We start from the raw sequence: 20,541 nt of genomic DNA, 5'->3' as shown, positions 1-20,541 counted from the left end.
CAGTGCCGATCTAGTCTACAGGCCTGGGAGGCCCTTATGACAGACCACAGCAGTTCACTCGCAGAAAAATCGGGACCATCGAGGCTCTGGTGGGGCATCGTGGTTCTGGTGGGAGCAAGTGCCGCGCTCTGGCCGTCACATGCAGTCAGCACGGCTGCGTTCGTGATCTGGGGTCTTGTTTCCGTCGCGCCGATCGTCATCCCGGGCATCGTGCTGGCCGCCTGGATCGTCGCCAGCGGCGCGGACGGGCGGATCGCGGGAGCCTTCGAAGGCCGGCTCGGTCCTTCTGTATTGGCAGCATCGGTGATCGGCGCCGTTACACCCGTCTGCGGCGTAACCGTTCTGCCGATGATGGTGGGCTTGCTGGCAGCGGGCGTGCCGCTTGCGCCCATCATGGCGTTCTGGCTGTCCTCTCCGATCACGGATCCCGCGATGCTGGCGACAACCGCCGCCACCTTGGGCTGGGCCTTTGCCCTCGGGAAGACCCTCGGCGCCTTTGGGATCGGTGTGTTTGGCGGCGCGGTGACTGCGTTTTTTTCGCGGCGCCCTTGGGCACTCAGTGCACTGCGCGATACCGGTCTGGCCAGGAAGCTGATCACACAGCGCTGCGGAGACGACGTGCCATTTCAGCCTCGGGTCTGGCGGAGCGAACGGCGCCGGGCCGTGTTTCGGCGCCAGTTCATGGCGACCTCGCGGCTGATCCTGATCTGCCTCATTCCAGCCTTTGCTGCGGAATACGCACTCAACGCCACCCTGACACCGGGGTCTCTTGCCGCTTACGTCGGCAAGGACCAGTGGTGGGCAATACCCGCAGCAGTTTTTGTGGGTGCACCGGCCTACATTGATGGCTACGCCGCCCTCCCGCTGACGCGCGCACTGATCGACAACGGAATGTCCCAAGGAGCTGCGATGGCGTTTCTGATCTCAGGGGGTGTGGTCAGCATCTGGGGTGCGATGGCCATAGCGCCGGTGCTGAAGCTGAAGCCGTTTCTGCTCTATCTTGCGCTGGCGGTTTCGGGGTCTCTGGCGGCTGGATATGTGTTCGAATGGCTCGCCTGAGCAGGTCATCGGCCAGGATCCCGGCACCAAAAGCGGTTCGTTTTGAAAGGAGACGTCCTGCCAAGCCGGTCCCCCCTCGCGCCCCGAGACTGACCATTGCAGGTCGCCAATCAAGCCACGCCTAACAAAAAGTCCATTGTTCGGGCGGGTCAGATCTGACGCGCAGAGCGCCAAGGCGCCGAACAGCCACTGTCCCAGCAGGGTACAGTGGCTGAAGCGGGTCGCACCAAACGTCGGCCGCTGGCCCCTGTGCGTTGCCGGAAAACACCCCGACCCGCACAGCTCCGGCATCCAAACGACCCGCCGCTGCCAGTCACCGGCTCACGAGCGCGGCGATCAGACCGGGGTCTCCGGTCAACTCATACCGCACGGGCTGTCCCGCCCCGCCCGTCTGGACCCCGCTTGCCACCAGCTTGAAGTATTTTTCGGCATAGTCGATATTCTTGCATGACGCCGTCCGTGGGATCTCGCCGCGGCGAATGCGCTGCTGCAGGGAATGGCCGATCAACATGCGCGTATAGCCGTGGGTCAACACCAGCGGACCGGTCCCATCCCGATGGTACCGGTTGTTCACTTCCCGAAAGATATGGATCTCGCGCGGTCTGAAATCTGCCACATGAGCGCTCAGCGCCTGGCTCATAAGCGCCGGCGTGCGCTCGACATCCACGATCATCAGACAGGTCGCCTTGCGCATCTCGCTCTGATGCCAGGCGCCAATCGCATTCTGTATCGCCTCCAGATCCTCGCGGGTGAAACCACCCGATCCAGCGGATCCACCCGAACAGGTCATACCGGTCCAACTGCCGCCTCTCCCGCTACACCGGCTCTGCTCCATCAGCGAAAAGTTCAGCAGCGAATCGTAGGTCGATCCCTGCGCGCTCGCCATGCCGGACAGGCCGCTCAAAACCGCGGCGCAGAACGCCATTAGGAAAAATCTCATCTCAATCGCCTTCCTGAAATCAATCGCAGCGGCGCCCAAACCCCCTCGCCACGTTGGCCGCACATCCTCTCATCACATACTGTGAAAATCTCTGCAAATCCCGGCAACATAGGAATTTTGTCGCCGATCTTTTGCTCGATTTCAAAGTTGTTGGTGTACAATGCGCGCAGTTCTACCGCACGTTGTAGTCATATGGCGATCCCGGCGATGCAGCCGCCGGACGTCGAAAAACAAAAACAAGGGAGACAAAGACAATGATCACGCATCGACTTCTGGCCGGTTCGGCCCTGGCGGCACTCGCGCTCGGCCCGGCGGCCTGGGCGCAAGACACGCACCCCGTGACGGGCGAGCCGCTCGCCGCTGACCAGACCTTTCAATACCGCATGCTGGACCAGTTCCCCTCGATCGACCCGCAATTGATCGAAGAGACCGTCGGCGGCCACCTGGCCCGGCAACTCTTCGAAGGGCTTCTGACACAGAACGCCGATGGCACCCTGCGGGAGGGCGTGGCCGAGGCGTGGTCCTCCGAGGACAACCAGACCTGGACCTTCACGCTGCGCGAGGACGCGCGGTGGTCCAACGGCGATCCGGTCACGGCGCAGGATTTCGTCTTTGCCTGGCAGCGGGCAGCGGATCCGGGCACGGCATCGGAATACGCCTGGTATGTAGAGCTCAGCCAGATCACCAATGCCGCAGCGGTCATCGCGGGTGAGGCGGAGCCCTCCGAGCTTGGCGTGCGGGCGGTCGACGAGCGCACGCTGGAGGTGACGCTGGCGCAGCCCCTGCCCTATTTTCCGCAGATGACGGTGCATTACACCTTTATGCCCACGCATCAGCCCACGATTGAGGCGCATAGCGCCGCCTGGACCAACCCGGACAACATCGTTTCCAACGGCGCCTATGTGCTGGAGGACATGGCGGTGAATGAGTTTATCCGCCTGGGCCAGAACCCGGAGTATTGGGGCGCCGAAGATGTGATCATCACCGAGATCACCGGCTATGTGATCAACGACGCCAATCAGGCGCTGACCCGCTTTCAGGCTGGCGAATTTGACATGATGGACGACCTGCCCGCGGGCAGCTATCCACGGCTGGAGGCGGAAATGCCCGATGTGGCGCATTCCGTGCCGCGGCTCTGCTCCTACTACTACACCGTGAACCAGTCCGAGAGCGGCCATGAGGCGCTGCAGGATGCGCGCGTGCGCACGGCACTCAGCTACATGATCAACCGAGATGTGATCACCGATCAGGTGCTGAAGGCCGGTCAGGCCCCGGCCTACAGCTTCACCCACTGGGCCACGGCTGATTTTGAGCTGCCGGAGATCGAGTATTCCCTCTGGAGCCAGGAAGAGCGCATGGAGAAAGCCATGGCGCTGATGCAAGAGGCGGGCTACGGGCCCGACAATCCCATTGAGCTCGACCTGATCTACAACACCTCTGAAAATCACAAACAGATCGCCACGGTGATCAGCCAGATGTGGCGACCCCTGGGGGTGACCACCAAGCTCAGCAACTTCGAATGGCAATCTTATCTGGAAATCCGGGGCAACCAGAACTTCGATATCGCTCGGTCCGCCTGGTGCGGTGACTATAACGAGGCCTCGACCTTCCTCGATCTGCTCACCACCCGGAACGCCAACAACGATGGCAAATACTCGAATCCAGAGGTCGACCGGCTGATGGCCGAGAGCGTGACCATGTCCGACCCGCAACCCACCTACAGCCAGGTCGAACAGATCCTGGCCGAGGACATGGCGATCCTGCCGATCTATCACTACACCCAGAATTTCGTGCTGGATCCGACCATCCGAAACTGGCCGACCGAGAACGTCGAGAACAACTGGTACGTGCGCGACATCTACCGCGTCGCAGCCGATTAAGACGCAGCGGAGCGGGTGACAGCGCCCGCTCCGCCGCGACGCTGGTCTCATGTCCGTCTATATCCTCAAGCGCCTGCTGGTCGCGATCCCGGTTCTGCTGATCCTGATCGTCTTCACCTTTGTGCTCATGTATGCCGCCCCCGGCAGCCCCTTTGCCAGCGAACGCGGCGTGCCGCCTGCGGTGCTGGCCAACCTTCAGGCGCAATACGGGCTCGACCAGCCCTTCCATATGCAGATCTGGCGGTACATCGTGGCGCTGGTGACCGAGTTCGACTTCGGCCCCTCCTTCATCTACCGCGATCAGGACGTGAACAGCCTGATCGCCCAGGGCTTTCCGGTGACGCTCACCTACGGCTTCTGGAGCTTTCTCGTCGCGGTCATCGTGGGCGGCGCGCTCGGCATCCTGGCTGCTGTCCGTCACAACACCTGGCTGGACTACCTGGCTGTTGGCATCTCAATCGGCGCGCAGGTGCTGCCGAATTTCGTGCTGGCGCCGATCCTCGTTCTGACCTTCACGCTGTGGCTCGGCTGGCTGCCGGGCGGTGGCTGGCAGGGCGGGCAGTGGCAATTCGTGATCCTGCCGGTGATCGCGCTCTCCACCAGCTACATGGCGTCCATTGCGCGGATCGCGCGTGCCTCGATGCTCGAGGTTCTGACCTCCAACTATATCCGCACCGCCCGCGCCAAGGGCCTGTCCGCACGAAGGGTGATCCTGCGCCACGCGCTGAAACCGGCGCTGCTCCCGGTGATCTCCTACCTGGGGCCCGCCTTCGTGGGCATGATCACCGGCTCGGTCGTGATCGACATCTATTTCTCCACCGGTGGCATCGGGCAGTTCTTTGTCGCCTCCGCGCTCAACCGCGACTACGGCGTGATGATGGGCATCACCATCCTGCTCGGCGCGCTCACCATTTTCTTCAACCTGCTGGTCGACGTGCTCTACGCATGGATCGACCCGAAAATCAGGTATTAGGCCCATGTTCGCAACCAAATCCGTGGCCGACGATCTGGCCGGCAGCGCTCCGATCAAGGGCCGCTCGCTCTGGGCCGACGCGCGCGCGCGGTTCTTCCGCAACCGCGCCGCCGTGGCCGGGCTGATCGTGCTGATCGCGGTCGCCGCTTTTGCTGTGATCGGTCCCTTCATCGCGCCCTGGAACAACGAGGACATCGACTGGAACGTGCTTGGCAACGTGGCGGAAGGCGGGCGCCCGTCGCTCGAGACAGGCCACTGGTTCGGCACCGACGCGCTGGGGCGCGACCTTTTTGCCCGCACGGTGCAGGGCACGCAGATCTCGCTGCTGGTGGGCATCGTCGGCGCGCTGATCTCGGTCATTGTCGGGACGCTCTATGGCGCGGTGGCGGGCTATTTCGGCGGGCGCATCGACAATGTGATGATGCGCATCGTCGATGTGCTGATGTCCATTCCCTACATGTTCGTGCTGATCCTGCTCTTGGTGGTCTTCGGCCGCTCGCTCTTCATGCTCTTCGTGGGCATTGGCCTCATCAGCTGGCTCGACATGGCGCGTATCGCCCGCGGCCAGACGCTGACGCTCAAGGGCAAGGCCTATATCGAGGCCGCGCGCGCCACGGGAGTGCGGCCCTTCACCATCATCCTGCGCCACATCATCCCCAACCTGCTGGGCGTGGTGATCGTCTATGCCACGCTGCTGGTACCTTCGATGATCATCTACGAAAGCTTCATCAGCTTTCTGGGCCTCGGCGTGCAGGAACCGCTGACCAGCTGGGGGGCGCTGATCAACGACGGGGCGGCGGAGATGACCAACGGCACGCTCTGGATGCTGACCTGGCCGCTGTTTTTCTTCGTCATCACGCTCTTCGGCTTCTTCTTCGTGGGCGACGGGCTGCGCGACGCGCTCGACCCGAAGGACCGCTGAACCATGGCGTTGTTGGAGATCACCGACCTCACGGTCAGCTTCGACACCCCCGACGGGGTGGTGAAGGCCGTGAATGGCATGACGCTCGCACTCGACGCAGGCGACAGCCTCGCCATCGTGGGCGAGAGCGGTTCGGGCAAGACACAACTGGCCTTCGCCACGCTGGGCCTTCTGGCGAGGAACGGGCGCGCCGGGGGCTCGGTCCGGTTCGACGGGCAGGACATCCTGAACCTGCCCGAGGACAAACTCAACGCGATCCGCGCCAATGAAATCGCCATGATCTTCCAGGATCCGATGACCTCGCTCAATCCCTACCTGCGCGTGGGCGAGCAGATGACCGAGGTGCTGATGCTGCACAAGGGTGCGTCACGGCGGGACGCGCTGACCGAAAGCGCACGGATGCTGGACGCGGTGCGGATCCCCGATGCACAGGCGCGGCTCGGCATGTACCCCCATGAGTTCTCGGGTGGCATGCGGCAGCGCATCATGATCGCCATGGCGCTGCTGTGCCGCCCCAGGTTGCTGATCGCGGACGAGCCGACCACGGCCCTCGACGTCACGGTGCAGAACCAGATCATGCAGTTGATGGCCGATATCCAACGCGACTTCGGCACCGCACTGATCCTCATCACCCACGACCTGGCCATCGTCGCCGGGTCGTGCCGCAGAACGCTGGTGATGTACGGCGGTCGTGTGATGGAAACCGGCCCCACCGATGATCTGTTCGAGGCCCCCTCACACCCCTACACCCGGGGTCTGCTGAACGCCGTCCCGCGCCTCGATGTCCCGCAGGAGACACTGCGCACCATCCCAGGGGATCCGCCGGACCTGACCGCCCTGCCCTCCGGCTGCCCCTTCAGCCCGCGCTGCCCGGCCAGCCACGATCCCTGCAGCAGCCTGATGCCCCCGCTGGAAGGGTTCGGGTCAGGCCGGCTCCGCGCCTGCCACGCCGCCCGCGAGGCCATCACATGAGCGGCCCGCTGCTGCAGGTGCAGGACCTCAGCGTCACCTTTGATGTGGCCCACCGCGGCAGCTGGCCCTGGACCGAACCGCACAAGTTGCAGGCGGTCAAACAAGCGTCGATCCTGCTGGAGCCCGGCCGGACGCTCGGGCTCGTGGGCGAAAGCGGCTCGGGCAAATCGACGCTGGCACGCGCCATCGTCGGCACCGTCCCCGTAAGCGCGGGCCGCGTGCTCTGGCGGGGCGCGGACATCGCCCAGATGGACGCCTCCGAGAGACGCGCCCACGGACGGCACGTGCAGATGGTCTTCCAGGACCCGCTCGACGCACTCAACCCGCGCATGACCGTGGGCCAGATCGTGGCCGAACCGCTGCTGACACATATGCCAGACCTCTCCAAGGCGCAGGTCCGCACGAAGGTGGGCGCCATGATGGAGCGGGTGGGCCTGCTGCCCGCGCTGGTCAACCGCTACCCGCACGAATTCTCGGGCGGCCAGTGCCAGCGCATCGGCATTGCCCGCGCCCTGATCACCGAGCCTGAGCTTGTGGTCTGCGACGAGCCGGTCAGCGCGCTCGATGTCTCGGTCCAGGCCCAGGTGGTGAACCTGCTGCAGGATCTGCAGCGCGAGATGGGTCTGGCGCTCATGTTCATCGCCCACGATCTCAGCGTGGTGCGCCACATCTCCCATCGCATTGCCGTGATGTACCTGGGCCGCATCGTCGAGACAGCGGGGGCGGCAGAGCTGATCACGAACCCGCGCCACCCCTACACACGCGCCCTGATCGCCTCGGTCCCGATCCCGTCGCCCAAGGCCGAACGCGCCCGGCCCCGCCCGGTCCTCCAGGGCGAATTGCCCTCGCCGATGGCCCCGCCCTCGGGTTGCGTCTTCCGCACACGCTGCCCCATCGCACAGCCGGACTGCGCCGAGGCGTCGCCGCCCCTGACAGACCTCGGGCAGGACCATCTCGTGGCCTGCCCCCATCATGCAGAACCCTAGCCCGGCTGCCCGCCGCCCTCAGCAGCCCAAAGCGTCATCAGCGTCTGCGTCATCTCCGCCCGCCTGTCGGCATAGATCGCCACCTCCAGCGGCTCTTGCCCATAGCGATGGGCCAGCGAAATCAGCGCCCCGCTCTCGATCTCCCGATGCGCCATGCTGAACGGCAACCACCCGACGCCCAGCCCCTTGAGTGCCAGTTCCCGCAACCCGCTCGAGAAGGCCGTGACGCTGAACGGATTGGCACTGAACCCGGAGGTGCCGAAAGCCCGTTCATTCCTGCTGAGCACCTGCCCGAAATAGCTGTCCTCCGGATAGACGATCGCGGGTGTATCGGCGGGGATGTCTCCGGTGTCCCGCACCGTATAGCGCAGCGCGCCGCCGATCACCGGGATGAGATAGTCCGTCCCCCAGCGGCCGCGCCGGACGTCCGGACCAAAGGCAAGCGGCCCCACACGCTCCGCCTCATAGCAGAGCAGCATGCCGGTATCGCCCCGCAGGAACATAGACACGCAATCGTTCAGATTGCCGGCTCGTATGCGAAACTGCAGCCCGGGAAAGGCCCGCCGCGCGCGCAGCGCCATATCCGGGAAGGTTGAGAAAATGGGCGCGTGCTGCGCGGCGATCTCGACCGTCGTCCGCGTCGGCGCGAACTGCGCAATTTTTGTGCGCAGCTCGCCCAGCCGCCTGATCAGCGCGCGGATCTCGTCCTCGTTGGAGGACAGCGCCTCGCTGATCTCGACCCGGTTGGTGCGCCGGTCCAGGATCGTCACGCCCAACCAATCCTCAAACCCCCGGATTCGCCGGGAAAACGCAGGCTGCGTGATGTTTCGGCGCGCCGCGGCCCGGCTCATATTGCCCTCTTCCAGCAGGACAAGAACATCGTTCAACCATTGCAACTGCATGTGAGACCTCTCTTCACCCAAAGAAAATGTATGAGCAGCCATAGGAAAAAGCACTGGTTTTTTGGCTGGCTCCAGACAAAACTTTGAGTCGCGCTATGCTTGGGAGACGTGCCGTGACGATAACGGATCAGATGACAGAACACGACGCAGAGAGCTCTGCCGACCTGAGCGCCAGCCGGTGCAAGGATCTTGCCATCCGCCTGGCCAAGTTTCCGCGGGTGGCCCTCGGGCATCTGCCGACACCGCTGGAGCCGATGGATCGGCTGAGCGAAAAGCTCGGTGGCCCGCGCCTCTGGGTGAAACGGGACGACTGCACGGGCCTCTCCTCGGGTGGCAACAAGACCCGGAAGCTGGAATTTCTGATGGCCGACGCCCGGCAGCAGGGCGCCGACACGATCATCACCCAGGGCGCCACACAGTCGAACCACGCGCGCCAGACCGCTGCGGCAGCGGCCAAACTGGGGATGGCCTGCCATATCCTGCTCGAAGACCGGACCGGCTCGAACGACGAGAATTACGTCCTCAACGGCAACGTCCTGCTCGACCGGCTGCACGGCGCCACGGTGTCCAAGCGCGGCGGCGGCACCGACATGAATGCCGAAATGGCAAACCTGGCCGAGACGCTGCACCAGCAGGGCAAGCGCCCCTACATCATCCCCGGCGGCGGCTCCAACCCCATTGGTGCCCTCGGCTATGTCAACTGCGCGCGCGAGCTGTCCGAACAGGCCGATGCCATGGGCCTGAAGATCGACGCCTTCGTGCATGCCACCGGCAGCTCCGGCACCCAGGCCGGTCTGGTGGCCGGTCTGGCCGCGATCCAGAGTGATGTCCACCTGCTCGGCATCGGCGTGCGGGCACCGCAGGACAAGCAGGAGAGCATGGTGCACGATCTGGCACAGCGCACCGCCGATCACCTCGGCCTGCCGGGCAGCATCGACCGCAGCGCCGTGCGCGCCAACTGCGATTACGTCGGGGCCGGCTATGGCCTGCCCACCGATGGCATGATCGCAGCACTCAAGCTTCTGGCGCAGACCGAAGGCCTGCTCTTCGATCCGGTCTATTCCGGCAAGGGCCTCGATGGGCTGATTGATCTGATCCAGAAAGGCTATTTTGACGGCATGCAAAACGTCGTTTTTCTGCACACCGGCGGAAGTGCTGCGCTTTTTGGCTATCCAGAGACTTTCGGACTGCCCGGATACACCTCATAAACAGTAAAAAAACGACCAACAAGGAGATCAACCAATGAAATTGAAAACAAGCTTGATGGCGGCTGCGCTGGTCAGTGGCATCGGTGCCCCGGTCCTGGCGGAAGAGGTCAAGATCGGCGTGCCGACCTGGACCGGGGCGCAGGCCATTGCCTATGTTCTGGGTGAAATCGTCACCTCGCGGATCGGCGGCAGCGTCGAATACGTGCCCGGCAACAACGCCACGATCTTCCAGGCCATGGACCAGGGCGAGGGCGACATCGACGTGCATCCGGATGTGTGGCTGCCGAACCAGGAAAGCTTCACCAAGGAATATGTGGATGGTGCAGGCACCGTCACCTTGTCGTCGAACCCCTATGAGGGCAACCAGGGCTTCTGTGTCTCCAAGGACTTCGCCGAAGCCAATGACATCACCGACATCACAGATCTGGGCCGCCCCGACGTCGCCGCTCTGATGGACAGTGACGGCAACGGCCTTGGAGAGATGTGGATCGGCGCCCCCGGCTGGGCCTCCGCCAATGTGAACGAAGTCAAGGTGCGCGACTATGGCCTGCTCGACTTCGTCGAGCCCATCCGCGCGGAAGAAGCGGTGAAAACGGCGCGGATCAAGGACAGCATCGCCAAGGGCGAGGGCTACGCCTTCTACTGCTATGAGCCGCATGCCGTCTGGTACATGTTCGACGTGGTCATGCTGACAGAACCGGCCTTCGACCCCGAGAAATACGTGATGGTGCAGCCCTCCGACGACGCCGACTGGTATGACAAGTCCATGGTGGCCACGAAGGACGACCTCAAGCAGGTCCAGATCGCCTGGTCGAACTCGCTTGCAGACCGGTCGCCCGCCATCGCCGAGTTCTTCGCGAACTTCTCCCTGACCGCCGATGACGTCAGCGGCCTCGCGTTCGAAATCAGCGCGCAGGGTCGCGAACCGGCCGAGGCCGCCAAGGAATGGGTCGAGGCGAACTCGGATCGCGTGGATACGATGCTGGGGCTCTGATCCCGGCACGCGTTTGTCAGCATCGGCACGGCGATGCGGTGCCGATGCGTCCAAAGCCGGGGGGCGCCATGAAGGACAACCACGATTGCGTCATTGAAATCTCCAACGTCTGGAAGATCTTCGGCGCCAAACCGGAGCAGGCCCTGCAGGCCATCCGGGACCGCGGGCTGACCAAGGCGGAGGTGCTGGCCGAGTTCAATTCCGTCGTCGGCGTCGCCGATGTCAGCCTCTCGGTCAATCGCGGCGAAATCTTCTGCGTCATGGGCCTCTCGGGCAGTGGCAAATCCACCCTCGTGCGCCACTTCAACCGGCTGCTCGAACCCACCGCCGGCAAGATCGAAATCGAAGGCACCGACGTCATGGCGCTCGGGCCGCAAGAGCTGCAGACCTTCCGCAACCGCAAGATCGGCATGGTCTTCCAGAACTTCGCGCTCATGCCGCACCGGTCGGTGCTGGACAACGTGGCCATGCCGCTCGAAATCCGCCAGGTGGCCAAGAACGAACGCATGCGCCAGGCCGCCGCCATCCTCGACATCGTCGAGCTTGGCGCCTGGGGTTCCAAGTTCGCCCATGAGCTTTCAGGCGGCATGCAACAGCGGGTCGGCCTCGCCCGCGCGCTCGCCGCCAACCCCGATGTGCTGCTGATGGACGAGCCTTTCTCCGCGCTCGACCCGCTGATCCGCCGGCAGTTGCAGGAGGAATTCATCCGGCTCTCCAAGATCCTCAAGAAAACCACGATCTTCATCACACACGACCTCGATGAGGCGGTCCGCATCGGCGACCGCATCGCGATCATGCGCGACGGCAAGGTCGTGCAGATCGGCACCGCCGAGGACATCGTGATGCACCCCGCCGATGACTACGTCGCCGACTTCGTGGCCGGCATCTCCCGGCTCAAGGTCGTGCACGCGCATGCGGTCATGCAGCCTGTCGACGCCTATGTGGGAAACCACGGCCCGGTGCCCGCCAGCGCACCACGCGTCGACGGCGATGAAACCCTCAGCAACCTGATCAACCTCGCCATCGACGACGCCAACCCGATCCTCGTGCAGGACCAGGGCAGCGACGTCGGCGTCATCACCCGCGAAGACCTGTTGCGCACCGTCATTGAAGGCACGGAGGTATCATGAAGGACGACACCGTAAACCCGCTCGATGATCCCGAAAGCGCCGCCGCCATCGCCTACGCCAAGGAGCGGCACGACAACATCCGCACCTTCGTGCGCACCAGTCCGGAGTACTACATCCGCAAATTCGACAAGATCGGCGCCTCCGCCCGCTTCACACCGACGTTCAACCTCATGGCCGGGCTGTTTGGCCCCATCTGGTTCGGCGCGCGCGGCCTGTGGTCCTGGGCGCTGCCGTTCCTGATCCTCGAGGCGCTGGCGCTGGTGCAGATCGCCCGCGGCCTCTTCGGTGATCTGGCCGCCGACGCCATGGAGCGGATTGCCTCCATCGAAGGCACGCTGGAGCTGCGGCGCCAGCAACTGGCCGCGGCCATCGAGAGCGGCTCCGACCGGGTCGATGCCTTCCGCCGCGCCGTGGAAGGGCTCGAGGCCAACATCGGCGGCATCCGCGACGAAGCCGCAGCCCTGGCCGCCCAGGGCCCCTGGATCGCCTTCATTGGCCTCGCCATCCTGCTGCTGGCCAAAGCCGCCCAGGCCACCGTGGCCAACTGGGTGCTGGAGGCGCGGTTTTCCGACTGGCTGTCCGACCGCTCGATCCGCTCCGGCATGCCCATGTCGCAGATCGTGTTCAGCGCGGTCTTCATGGGGCTCATCGTCCTGGCGGCGATGCTGCACTACAGCTTGCCGGGCCGCTTCGATCTGCTCAGCAATTTCCCGACCGATCCCGGCATCCGCCTGACCAGCATCGACTGGGTCGAGAACTTCTTCAACTGGGCCGTCCTGAACGGCGAGGCCCTCTTCGACGGCATCACGCTGGTGATCCGCCTCGTGCTCGACGCGCTCGAGATCGTTTTCGTCAGCACACCCTGGATCGTGATCGCCGCTCTGATCATCCTGCTGACCTGGCTCACCGCCGGTGTGCGGATGGCGATCTATTCCAGCGCGTTTCTGGCCTACATGGGCCTGCTCGGCTTCTGGGAAAAGGCGATGACCACGCTCGCGCTGCTCGGCACCGCGGCCTGCCTGTCGATCCTCATCGGCATTCCGCTGGGCATGTTTGCCGCGCGACGGCCGCGATTCTACGCCGCGATCCAGCCGATCATGGACTTCATGCAGACCATGCCCGCCTTCGTCTTCATGATCCCGGTGATCGCCTTCTTCGGCACCGGCAAACCCGCGGCGGTCGTGACCACCATGATCTTCGGCGGCACCCCTGTGGTGCGCCTGACCGTGCTGGGCCTGCGTGGCGTGCCGGAAAGCGTGCGCGAGGCGGCGATCTCCTTCGGGGCCAACAAGTGGTACCTGCTCACCCGGGTCGATCTGCCGCTCGCCAGCCCGTCGATCCGCGCCGGGATCAACCAGACCATCATGCTCTCGCTGGCCATGGTCGTGGTGGCCTCGCTGATCGGCGCCAAGGGTCTTGGGGAAGACGTGCTCGAAGCGCTGCAATACGCCAATGTGGGCCAGGGCATCCTCGCAGGCTTCGCGATCCTCTTCTGCGCCATGATCCTCGACCGCATCGTGCAGGGCCAGCGCAAGTGACACCGCTGGTGCTGGTCCATGGGTTCATGGGCGGCAGCGCGCAATGGGAGGCAGAGATCGCAGCGCTCTCGGGCACGCGCCCGATCATCGCGCTCGACCTGCCGGGCTTCGGCGCCAACGCCCACCTGCCGCCCATCGCCTCGATCGTGGGCTTCGCGGAGTGGGTGCTCGCCGATCTGCAGGCCCGCGGCGTCGAGGCGTTTCACCTTCTCGGCCATTCGATGGGTGGAATGATCGTACAGGAGGTGGCCCACCGGGCACCCACTCGGGTCCGGCAGCTGGTGCTCTACGCCACCGGCGCCATTGGCGTGCTGCCCGGTCGGTTCGAGACCATCGCAGAAAGCAAGGCACGCGCCCGGGCTGACGGAGCGCGCGCGACCGCCCGACGCATCGCCGCGACCTGGTTCCGGGAGGGGACGGCCTGTCCCGCCTACGAAGGCTGCGCCGCCATCGCCGAGAGCGCCGCCCCCGATGCCATCGACGCGGGGCTCGACGCCATGCAGCATTGGTCGGGCGAGGCCGCACTTCCAAAGCTGCAGCAGGACACGCTGATCATCTGGGGCGATCAGGATCGCACCTACCCCTGGCGCCAGATCGAAACCCTGTGGCAGCGCATTCCGACCACGCATCTCGCCGTCGTCCCGCGCTGCGCCCATGCCGTGCATCTCGAAAACCCCGACGCCTTTGTCCCGCTCCTGCGCCAGCATCTCGACGCCGCCGGATAACCTAGGCCGCCCCCACCGCATCGTAGATGAACACCCGCGCGTCGCCGTCCCACCCGGCGAACCGGAAGCCCATGAGTGCAAACCACGCGGCCACCTTCGCATGATCGGAACGGCTGTAAGCGCGCAGCGCCGTGCCCAACCTGGCCGCCAGATCCCGGTTATAGCGGCGGGAGATGCGCAGGAAATCCCGCTGGAAACACCGCTCCGTGGGCAGTGCCGTGGTGTAATGGTAATCCCGCTCCGGCGTATGGGTCACGATCCCCACCGGCGCATCCCCCAGCAGAAACGTATCCGACCGCGCCGCGACAATCGACGCGCTGACGTGCTCGCGCAGAAATCCGATCCGGGCGCCCGGCGGATGATGCCGCAGGTAGCGGTCCATCTCCCGCAGCGTCCGCGCCGCAAGGTTGCCGAGCACGACATCCACGTCGTGCTCCTGGCTGGCACGAAAGCCGATTTCGGAGGTCTTCTGCACCACAGGCTCCTGCGAAAAGGCAACGGCCCCGAGCCGGGACACGCGCCCCGGCCACAGGCTCCATCTGCGCGCCAGGTCAGCAAAAACGCCGCGCCGCTGTCCATCCTGCGCAGCGCCCGCGCGCGTTTCGGCGACCGGCTGCACAATCACTGCGAATCCAAGGCGAAAACCCGCCGCCCCAAAGACACGTTCCAAACCGCGGGACGCAGACCGGCAGAGAACATCACCCGACTGGCGCTAATCCGCGGGCCAAATCGGGCGCGATCAAGATCCGTTGACTAAAAGAGGGCAGCCCGTAGCGTCTGGGCACAGTGCGGGTATCAGGATTTTATGACGTGTGGCCATTGGGTTTGCAGATATTGCTTGGTGAGGCGACAGCGCCGCCGCGGGTCAGAGAAGCGCCCTCTCGCCCCGAACCAGGCCCGTCCGACTGGCTCACCCTGAACGACCTGACCCGCAGCACGGTGCTTCGGCACCTCGCCCGGATTGCGCCACCCCCCGTCCCGCAAACAGGGCCCGGACACCGCCACAACGGCCTGTCAGCCGAGGCCGCCTGGGCACTCTGCGCCCATGCGATGCGCAGGGCCTTTCCCGGCCTCGCGGAGGAGGTCAACCGCACCGAGGCGCAAACCCCAAAATGCGTGCAGCCTCGCGCGGACAAGCATCCCAAAGCCTTCACCTACAATCTCGGCCATGACAGGTTGCCCTTCGTCAGCCTGCACTACCGGGACCGCCCGCGGGATCTGCTGGTCATGGCGCATGAATTCGGCCATGCCCTGCAGATCGTGGCGAGCGCGCCGCTCAGGACGGGACAAATGCCGCCCATCGCCCGGGAATGCTGCGCCTTTCTGGCCGAGCTGGCTCTGATCCGGCACTGCAGCGCCGGACGCTCCGACTTGAGCGCAGCCCACGCCGCGGACACCGCCGTGTATTTCGGTGCCGACAGGCTCCGGCTCCAGCACGCGCTGCAAGGCGCCCGCACGCCCTACCGATATGACTGGAACTATCCGCTCGCCCGCCGGCGCGCCGCCGATCTGATGGCGCAGGGCACGCCAAAGGTCCTCTGTGCGCTCTACCGCGCCGGCGCCGAGGGCGGGCGCCAGCTCAACCGAGACGTCCACGCGCTGGGCCTGGAGGCCTGCGCCGCATGATCCCCGCCGCTGTCCGTCAAAAAAGCATACCCCTGCCCGCGGCCGTCATTCGGGTGAGAGAGTTCGGCCCCTGAGGCCGGAGAGTTGGCGGGCGGGGGTGCCTCCCCACCCGCCGATTGAGCCGCCGGACAACGCGTCCGGCAAACAGCAATGGGTGGTGTATATATGACGGACCGCCCGAAGAATAGGAAATGAACTATGTTTGATCTCGATGGTCTCGACGCACCGGTCAGCTTCTGTGGCGGCGGTGGCAGCAGCGGCGGCGGCAGTGACGGCCCCGACGCCATCACGCAGAAGATGGACCGCGACAACTCCGCCACACAACAGGCGCTGGACAATGCGCTCGGCAACGAAAATGCGTGGTCGGAAATGGACACGCGCGCCCATGCCGCACAGGAGGTGAACCGTGCGGCCAACGGTTGGCCCGACAGCCCCACAGGCAGCATCGGCGGCTGTACCGGCTGCCACCAGGGCGCCTACGACACGCACTACTGATCGACCGTCACGGGCAGGGGCGTGCAACGCCCCTCCCACCCCCAGGAACGAGGCGCGCCGATGCGGGCATCCCATCTCAAAATCATGACCCTCGCCGCCCTTCTCTGTGGCGGCCTCGCAGCCCTGGCCAGCACGCTTCTGGCCCGCGATGACATCTCCAGTCAGGCAGAGCGGATCTTCGACGGGGCCTTCGCCTCGAAAGTGACCGAGCAGATCAGCGATCCGATCCTGCGCGTCCGCACCGGAACTGAGACCTTCTGCATCCAGCAGGACACCGCCGCCGGGGTGCCGGCCAGCATGCTGATCTCTGACCTCTCCGAGGCCTTCGGCCTCGACTGGCGGCAGATCGAGGTCGACGATCTGGCCGATTGTCCCGCGGACAAGACCACGTTCTACGTGTTGCAGGGCGCACGGCCTGCCCAGGCCGATCTGCTGGATCTGGTCGCCGGCATCGTGGGCAGCACCCCTCCGAACCCCGACGCCATGTTCCCGGACTGGGCGCTTGGCCTCTCGGTCAGCCTGCCCGGCCCCGGCCACCGGGAATTCGTTTTCGCCACCTCCGTGGCGGACATGCCCGGCGATGTCGCCCGCTCCATCCTCTCCGAAGAACTGCTGCAGTCCATCCTGCGCGCCTCCGACGTGGACAGCCGCGAAATCATCTCCCTGCTGGGCGAGGACCTGCGCAACACCGACTACGCGCAGTGGTTTCACAACAACCCCATCGGATTTTGCACGGTCGACATCGTCCTGCTGGAACTGCTGCTCGGCCCGTCGACCTCCGGCCTGCACAAGATGGCCCAGATGCGCGCGCATCTGACATCGGACTTCGACGCGCTGCTCGCGGCAGCCGAAACCCGCGCGCCAAAACTGGGCGCCTACGCCGATCCCCGCTGCTGGGCCTGGGAGATCTCCTCCTAGAGCCGCGACGAGCGCCCGACAGGCGGTGCGCGCGGATCGCCCCGCGCCGCTATCGCTCCCCCAGACTCTCCTCGACGACCTTCACAACCGGCGCAAAGAAATAGCTGATCAGCCGCCTGTCTCCGGTGATCACATCCACCACCGCCGTCATCCCTGGCTGCACCGCATGGCTCGCACCTGCAGTCTCCAGCGTGGCACTTTCGGGCTTGATGCGCACCACGAAGCCAAAGGCACCCTCGCCCACCTCGATCGAATCCGCCGACACGTTGGACACCCACCCCTTCAGCGCGCCGAACCGCTCCGACGGGTAGGCATCGAGCTTGATATTGGCCGCCTGCCCGACCTCCAGAAAGCCCACGTCGATATTGGGAAAGATCGCCTCCACCTCAAAGGCCCGATCTTCGGGAACGATGCGCAGAAGCTCCTGACCAGCCTCCACGATGCCCCCGATGGTGAAGACCGACAGCTGGTCGATCACCCCCGTCGCCGGCGCGATCAGCCGGGTGTTGGCCAACTGCCGCTGGCTGATCACCAGCTCTTCGGAGAGCGCCGCGCTGCGCGCCTCGAGCTCGGCCCGCCGCGTCTGCAACCGGCTGCGCAAGGCCGAGACGATGCCGGCGCGCTCCGCCAGATAGGAGGCATCGAGCGCCGTCTTCTGATCAAGTTCGCGGAAGAACACCTCGCGCTCGCTCTCCAGCCGGTTGAACCCGTCCAACACATCGAGATAGTTCGCGCGGCTCGCGGTGCCCTTCTCCAGAAGGCTCTGCACCGTCTCCAGCCGCTCTTCCTGGGTCTCCAGCGCCGCGTCGATCCGCCCGATCCCGGCGCGGGTCACCGCCTTCGACTTGGCGTTGGCCTCAAGGCGCGTCTCGACCTGCGCCAGCGCGTCCCGCAGCTCCACCAGCTCGGCCCGCAACAGATCACTCTGCTCCCGAAAGAAGCTCGACTGCGCCTCCGGGGCATGGGTCTGAAACCGCGCTACATGCGCTGCGATCGCCGCATCCTCCAGGTGATCGCGCGCCGGCAGCGCGGCAAGCACCGTCTCGATCCGCAGCCGCTCGATCTCGAGCCGCTTCCGCTCGGCCTGCAGCGTGTTCAGCTCCGACTGCGCCTTGGTCGGGTCCAGCTCGATCACCACGTCGCCCTTCTGCACCCGTATCCCGTCGCGCACGTGAATGGCGCGCAGCTGCCCGGCAAACTCCGGCTGCACCACCTGCACGCGCCCCAGCGGCACCACCTTGCCCGTGCCCTTGGCCACGATCTCAACCTTCAGCACATAGGACATCACCAGAATCGCCACAAAGACTGAGAGCGTGAACAGCACGGTCGCGTGCAGCGTCGGCGACCCGACCCCCAGACCGCCGGCCCCGCGCCTCATGTCAGCGCCTCGAAATCGACGACCTGATCGGGTGCTGCAAAGACATCCGGGCGGTGGGTGATCACGATGACCGTCATCGTCTCCTTCAGCCGTTCGATCTCCGTGACCATCTGGGTCTGCGCCGCCCCGTCGAGCGCACTCGTCGGCTCATCGAGGATCAGCACCCGCGGGCTGTTCAGGAGCGAGCGCGCCATGGCGATCCGCTGGCGCTGCCCGCCCGACAGGGCCGCCCCGCGCTCGCCCACCTGCGTGTCCAGCCCCATCGGCAGGCGCTGGACCATCGTATCCGCCGCCGCCACGCGCAGCGCATCGATGATCACCGCGTCGCTCACCGCGTCCTCCTCCTCGACGTTCAGAGACAGGTTTTCCCGCACCGTGCCTGAGAAGAGATACGGCTCCTGCGGCACATAGGCGATCTTGGTGCGCACATCATGCGGCTCGCGCTCCGCGATGTCATGGCCACCCAGCGTGATCACGCCGCCCGTGGGCCTCTCGATCCCCGAGGCCAGCCGCCCGAAGGTGCTCTTGCCGATCCCGGACGGCCCCACCACCAGCGACAGGCTGCGCGCCTGCGCAGTGAAGGAGAAATCCTTCAGGATCGGCGTGCCCGGCTGATAGGCGAAATCCACATGCTCGAACCGCAACTCGGGCTCGATCCGGTGGGGCAATCGCGGCAGCGCCTCAAAGGGTTCCGGCTCCGAAAGCAGAATATCCCCCAGCCTCTGGCGCGAGATCTTGATGTTCTGCCACTTCTCCCAGAGGCCCGAAAAATTGCTGATCGGCGAGGCGACCTTCTCCGCGATCAGGTGAAACGCGATGAGCTGGCCCAGCGTCAACTCCCCCGCAAAGACCTCGCGCGCGCCCATGAAGATGATCGTGATGGTCAGCGTCTGGCTCAACGCATAGATCAGATTGGTGCTGGCGATGCGCAGCTTGCCGACCCGCAGCCCCGCATCCAGATTGGCACCCAGGGTCTCGCGCAACCCGCCGAGCATCTTGTCCTCCGCACTCAGCGCCTTGACCGAGGCGATCCCGCCGATGCTCTCGACCATGCGGGACTGGTGCCGCGCGCCGGCATCGAACTGCACCCGCAGGCGACGGCGCAGGAATGGCCCGAAGATGAAATAGACAAACCCCTGCAGCGGCAGGGAAATCAACACAATGGTCGTCAGCAGCGGCGACAGCGTGAAGAGCACGCCGATGTAGATGACCACGAACAGCAGGTCCAGAAACACACCCGTCGTGGTGCCGACCAGAAACGCCCGGATGGTGTCGGTCTCGCTCACCCGGGCGATTGTCTCGCCGATGGGCCATTTGCGGAAATGGCTATAGGGCAGCCGGAACAGATGTTCAAAAATGCGGCTGCCAAGCTCGCGCGTCACCCGATTGGCGGTCAGCATACCCAAAAGGCTCGACAGGATGTTGAAGCCGATGTGAAACACGCTGACCGCGGCAAAGACCGCCATCACCACGATCAGCGTCGCCTCTCGCTCGAAGGGCAGAATGCGGTCGATGATGACCTGAAAGATAAAGGGCTCCACCAGCCCCAGCAGGCGAATGCAGATCGCCAGAAACACCAGCTCCACGTAGAGCGGCGTAAACTTCCACAGCGTCTTGCCGAACCACGACAGCGGCACCATTCGCGGCTGCTCCGCCGTCTCCCGGTCCTGCGTCGCGGCGCTCACAAAGGCGCCCGCCGGGCGAAACGCCCGGTCCGCCTGACAGCATCCGGGACATCGGGAAAACCATGCGTGGAGAAAACCTTAGCAAAACCTGCCGCAGGAAAAGCGTCGTGCACAATGACCCCAAAATGATGTCTTCGACATACGTGTGCGATCACTACAGCCCATCGCACCGGTCACGAAAAGGGGGTGACAGGTTCGGCGCACGAAGCG

Annotated in this window: 19 protein-coding genes; 14 read left to right on the top strand and 5 right to left on the bottom strand. The window is 64.9% G+C overall.

What is annotated here, in order from left to right:
- The first annotated feature begins 36 nt into the window (after positions 1-36).
- Positions 37-1,059, top strand: coding sequence for a permease (locus tag Q1A71_RS07275; protein WP_299673549.1), 1,023 nt, complete (start codon positions 37-39; stop codon positions 1,057-1,059).
- A gap of 313 nt (positions 1,060-1,372) precedes the next feature.
- Here Q1A71_RS07275 and Q1A71_RS07270 read toward each other — a convergent pair whose 3' ends face one another.
- The gene (locus Q1A71_RS07270) at positions 1,373-1,999 is read right to left on the bottom strand and encodes a hypothetical protein (RefSeq protein WP_299673547.1); all 627 of its coding nucleotides are present in this window, start codon (positions 1,997-1,999) and stop codon (positions 1,373-1,375) included.
- Between the two features lie 254 nt (positions 2,000-2,253).
- On the opposite strand from Q1A71_RS07270, the gene Q1A71_RS07265 reads away from it, so the two are divergent.
- Genes Q1A71_RS07265 through Q1A71_RS07245 form a run of 5 tightly spaced genes read left to right on the top strand, consistent with a single transcriptional unit; the run spans position 2,254 to position 7,732 of the window.
- Positions 2,254-3,879: a peptide ABC transporter substrate-binding protein gene (locus Q1A71_RS07265; protein ID WP_299673545.1), complete on the top strand. Its 1,626-nt coding sequence runs from the start codon at positions 2,254-2,256 to the stop codon at positions 3,877-3,879.
- Between the two features lie 49 nt (positions 3,880-3,928).
- Positions 3,929-4,852: an oligopeptide ABC transporter permease OppB gene (gene oppB, locus Q1A71_RS07260; RefSeq protein WP_299673543.1), complete on the top strand. Its 924-nt coding sequence runs from the start codon at positions 3,929-3,931 to the stop codon at positions 4,850-4,852.
- 4 nt (positions 4,853-4,856) lie between these two features.
- Complete coding sequence (locus Q1A71_RS07255; protein ID WP_299673541.1) at positions 4,857-5,774, top strand: ABC transporter permease subunit; 918 nt, start codon at positions 4,857-4,859, stop codon at positions 5,772-5,774.
- 3 nt (positions 5,775-5,777) lie between these two features.
- The gene (locus Q1A71_RS07250) at positions 5,778-6,746 is read left to right on the top strand and encodes an oligopeptide/dipeptide ABC transporter ATP-binding protein (protein ID WP_299673539.1); all 969 of its coding nucleotides are present in this window, start codon (positions 5,778-5,780) and stop codon (positions 6,744-6,746) included.
- On the top strand, positions 6,743-7,732 hold the full coding sequence (locus tag Q1A71_RS07245) for an oligopeptide/dipeptide ABC transporter ATP-binding protein (RefSeq protein ID WP_299673537.1): 990 nt from the start codon (positions 6,743-6,745) through the stop codon (positions 7,730-7,732). The genes Q1A71_RS07250 and Q1A71_RS07245 overlap by 4 nt, the downstream gene beginning before the upstream one ends.
- Here Q1A71_RS07245 and Q1A71_RS07240 read toward each other — a convergent pair.
- Complete coding sequence (locus Q1A71_RS07240; RefSeq protein WP_299673535.1) at positions 7,729-8,634, bottom strand: LysR family transcriptional regulator; 906 nt, start codon at positions 8,632-8,634, stop codon at positions 7,729-7,731. The genes Q1A71_RS07245 and Q1A71_RS07240 overlap by 4 nt on opposite strands.
- A gap of 194 nt (positions 8,635-8,828) precedes the next feature.
- On the opposite strand from Q1A71_RS07240, the gene Q1A71_RS07235 reads away from it, so the two are divergent.
- The 5 genes from Q1A71_RS07235 (at position 8,829) to Q1A71_RS07215 (ending at position 14,229) form a co-directional block, all read left to right on the top strand.
- Complete coding sequence (locus Q1A71_RS07235; protein WP_299674303.1) at positions 8,829-9,842, top strand: D-cysteine desulfhydrase; 1,014 nt, start codon at positions 8,829-8,831, stop codon at positions 9,840-9,842.
- A gap of 34 nt (positions 9,843-9,876) precedes the next feature.
- A complete protein-coding gene (locus Q1A71_RS07230) occupies positions 9,877-10,836 on the top strand; it encodes a glycine betaine ABC transporter substrate-binding protein (protein ID WP_299673533.1) in 960 nt (319 codons plus the stop codon).
- A 68-nt stretch (positions 10,837-10,904) separates the two neighbouring features.
- A complete protein-coding gene (locus Q1A71_RS07225; RefSeq protein WP_299673532.1) occupies positions 10,905-11,966 on the top strand; it encodes a glycine betaine/L-proline ABC transporter ATP-binding protein in 1,062 nt (353 codons plus the stop codon).
- Complete coding sequence (locus Q1A71_RS07220) at positions 11,963-13,504, top strand: ABC transporter permease subunit (RefSeq protein ID WP_299673530.1); 1,542 nt, start codon at positions 11,963-11,965, stop codon at positions 13,502-13,504. Before Q1A71_RS07225 ends, Q1A71_RS07220 begins: the two co-directional genes overlap by 4 nt.
- The gene (locus tag Q1A71_RS07215) at positions 13,501-14,229 is read left to right on the top strand and encodes an alpha/beta fold hydrolase (RefSeq protein WP_299673528.1); all 729 of its coding nucleotides are present in this window, start codon (positions 13,501-13,503) and stop codon (positions 14,227-14,229) included. The genes Q1A71_RS07220 and Q1A71_RS07215 overlap by 4 nt, the downstream gene beginning before the upstream one ends.
- A 1-nt stretch (position 14,230) precedes the next feature.
- Here the strand turns inward: Q1A71_RS07215 and Q1A71_RS07210 are convergent, their stop codons facing one another.
- Positions 14,231-14,854 (bottom strand): hypothetical protein, encoded by a 624-nt coding sequence (locus Q1A71_RS07210; protein ID WP_299673526.1) that lies wholly within the window; start codon positions 14,852-14,854, stop codon positions 14,231-14,233.
- Between the two features lie 185 nt (positions 14,855-15,039).
- Here Q1A71_RS07210 and Q1A71_RS07205 point away from each other — a divergent pair, with 185 nt between their 5' ends.
- From Q1A71_RS07205 to Q1A71_RS07195, 3 genes are all read left to right on the top strand, one after another.
- Positions 15,040-15,855: a hypothetical protein gene (locus Q1A71_RS07205; protein ID WP_299673524.1), complete on the top strand. Its 816-nt coding sequence runs from the start codon at positions 15,040-15,042 to the stop codon at positions 15,853-15,855.
- A 198-nt stretch (positions 15,856-16,053) separates the two neighbouring features.
- Positions 16,054-16,350, top strand: coding sequence for a hypothetical protein (locus tag Q1A71_RS07200; protein ID WP_299673522.1), 297 nt, complete (start codon positions 16,054-16,056; stop codon positions 16,348-16,350).
- A gap of 60 nt (positions 16,351-16,410) precedes the next feature.
- Positions 16,411-17,268: a hypothetical protein gene (locus tag Q1A71_RS07195; protein WP_299673520.1), complete on the top strand. Its 858-nt coding sequence runs from the start codon at positions 16,411-16,413 to the stop codon at positions 17,266-17,268.
- A gap of 49 nt (positions 17,269-17,317) precedes the next feature.
- On the opposite strand, the gene Q1A71_RS07190 is transcribed toward Q1A71_RS07195, so the two are convergent.
- Both Q1A71_RS07190 and Q1A71_RS07185 read right to left on the bottom strand, forming a co-directional pair.
- Entirely contained in the window at positions 17,318-18,646 is a 1,329-nt protein-coding gene (locus Q1A71_RS07190; RefSeq protein WP_299673518.1) for an HlyD family type I secretion periplasmic adaptor subunit, read from the bottom strand.
- The gene (locus Q1A71_RS07185; RefSeq protein WP_299673516.1) at positions 18,643-20,331 is read right to left on the bottom strand and encodes a peptidase domain-containing ABC transporter; all 1,689 of its coding nucleotides are present in this window, start codon (positions 20,329-20,331) and stop codon (positions 18,643-18,645) included. Before Q1A71_RS07185 ends, Q1A71_RS07190 begins: the two co-directional genes overlap by 4 nt.
- Between the last annotated feature and the right edge of the window lie 210 nt (positions 20,332-20,541).

The sequence above is a fragment of the uncultured Roseobacter sp. genome, from assembly GCF_947493125.1.
GTDB lineage: Bacteria > Pseudomonadota > Alphaproteobacteria > Rhodobacterales > Rhodobacteraceae > Roseobacter.
The sequence above is the reverse complement of the archived record's forward strand: the minus strand, read 5'-3'. Positions and strand labels throughout refer to the sequence as shown.

Coding starts and splice junctions, on each gene's coding strand:
- Q1A71_RS07275 (WP_299673549.1), top strand. CDS start 37: ATGACAGACCACAGCAGTTCACTCGCAGAAAAATCGGGACCATCGAGG.
- Q1A71_RS07270 (WP_299673547.1), bottom strand. CDS start 1,999: ATGAGATTTTTCCTAATGGCGTTCTGCGCCGCGGTTTTGAGCGGCCTG.
- Q1A71_RS07265 (WP_299673545.1), top strand. CDS start 2,254: ATGATCACGCATCGACTTCTGGCCGGTTCGGCCCTGGCGGCACTCGCG.
- oppB (WP_299673543.1), top strand. CDS start 3,929: ATGTCCGTCTATATCCTCAAGCGCCTGCTGGTCGCGATCCCGGTTCTG.
- Q1A71_RS07255 (WP_299673541.1), top strand. CDS start 4,857: ATGTTCGCAACCAAATCCGTGGCCGACGATCTGGCCGGCAGCGCTCCG.
- Q1A71_RS07250 (WP_299673539.1), top strand. CDS start 5,778: ATGGCGTTGTTGGAGATCACCGACCTCACGGTCAGCTTCGACACCCCC.
- Q1A71_RS07245 (WP_299673537.1), top strand. CDS start 6,743: ATGAGCGGCCCGCTGCTGCAGGTGCAGGACCTCAGCGTCACCTTTGAT.
- Q1A71_RS07240 (WP_299673535.1), bottom strand. CDS start 8,634: ATGCAGTTGCAATGGTTGAACGATGTTCTTGTCCTGCTGGAAGAGGGC.
- Q1A71_RS07230 (WP_299673533.1), top strand. CDS start 9,877: ATGAAATTGAAAACAAGCTTGATGGCGGCTGCGCTGGTCAGTGGCATC.
- Q1A71_RS07225 (WP_299673532.1), top strand. CDS start 10,905: ATGAAGGACAACCACGATTGCGTCATTGAAATCTCCAACGTCTGGAAG.
- Q1A71_RS07220 (WP_299673530.1), top strand. CDS start 11,963: ATGAAGGACGACACCGTAAACCCGCTCGATGATCCCGAAAGCGCCGCC.
- Q1A71_RS07200 (WP_299673522.1), top strand. CDS start 16,054: ATGTTTGATCTCGATGGTCTCGACGCACCGGTCAGCTTCTGTGGCGGC.
- Q1A71_RS07195 (WP_299673520.1), top strand. CDS start 16,411: ATGCGGGCATCCCATCTCAAAATCATGACCCTCGCCGCCCTTCTCTGT.
- Q1A71_RS07190 (WP_299673518.1), bottom strand. CDS start 18,646: ATGAGGCGCGGGGCCGGCGGTCTGGGGGTCGGGTCGCCGACGCTGCAC.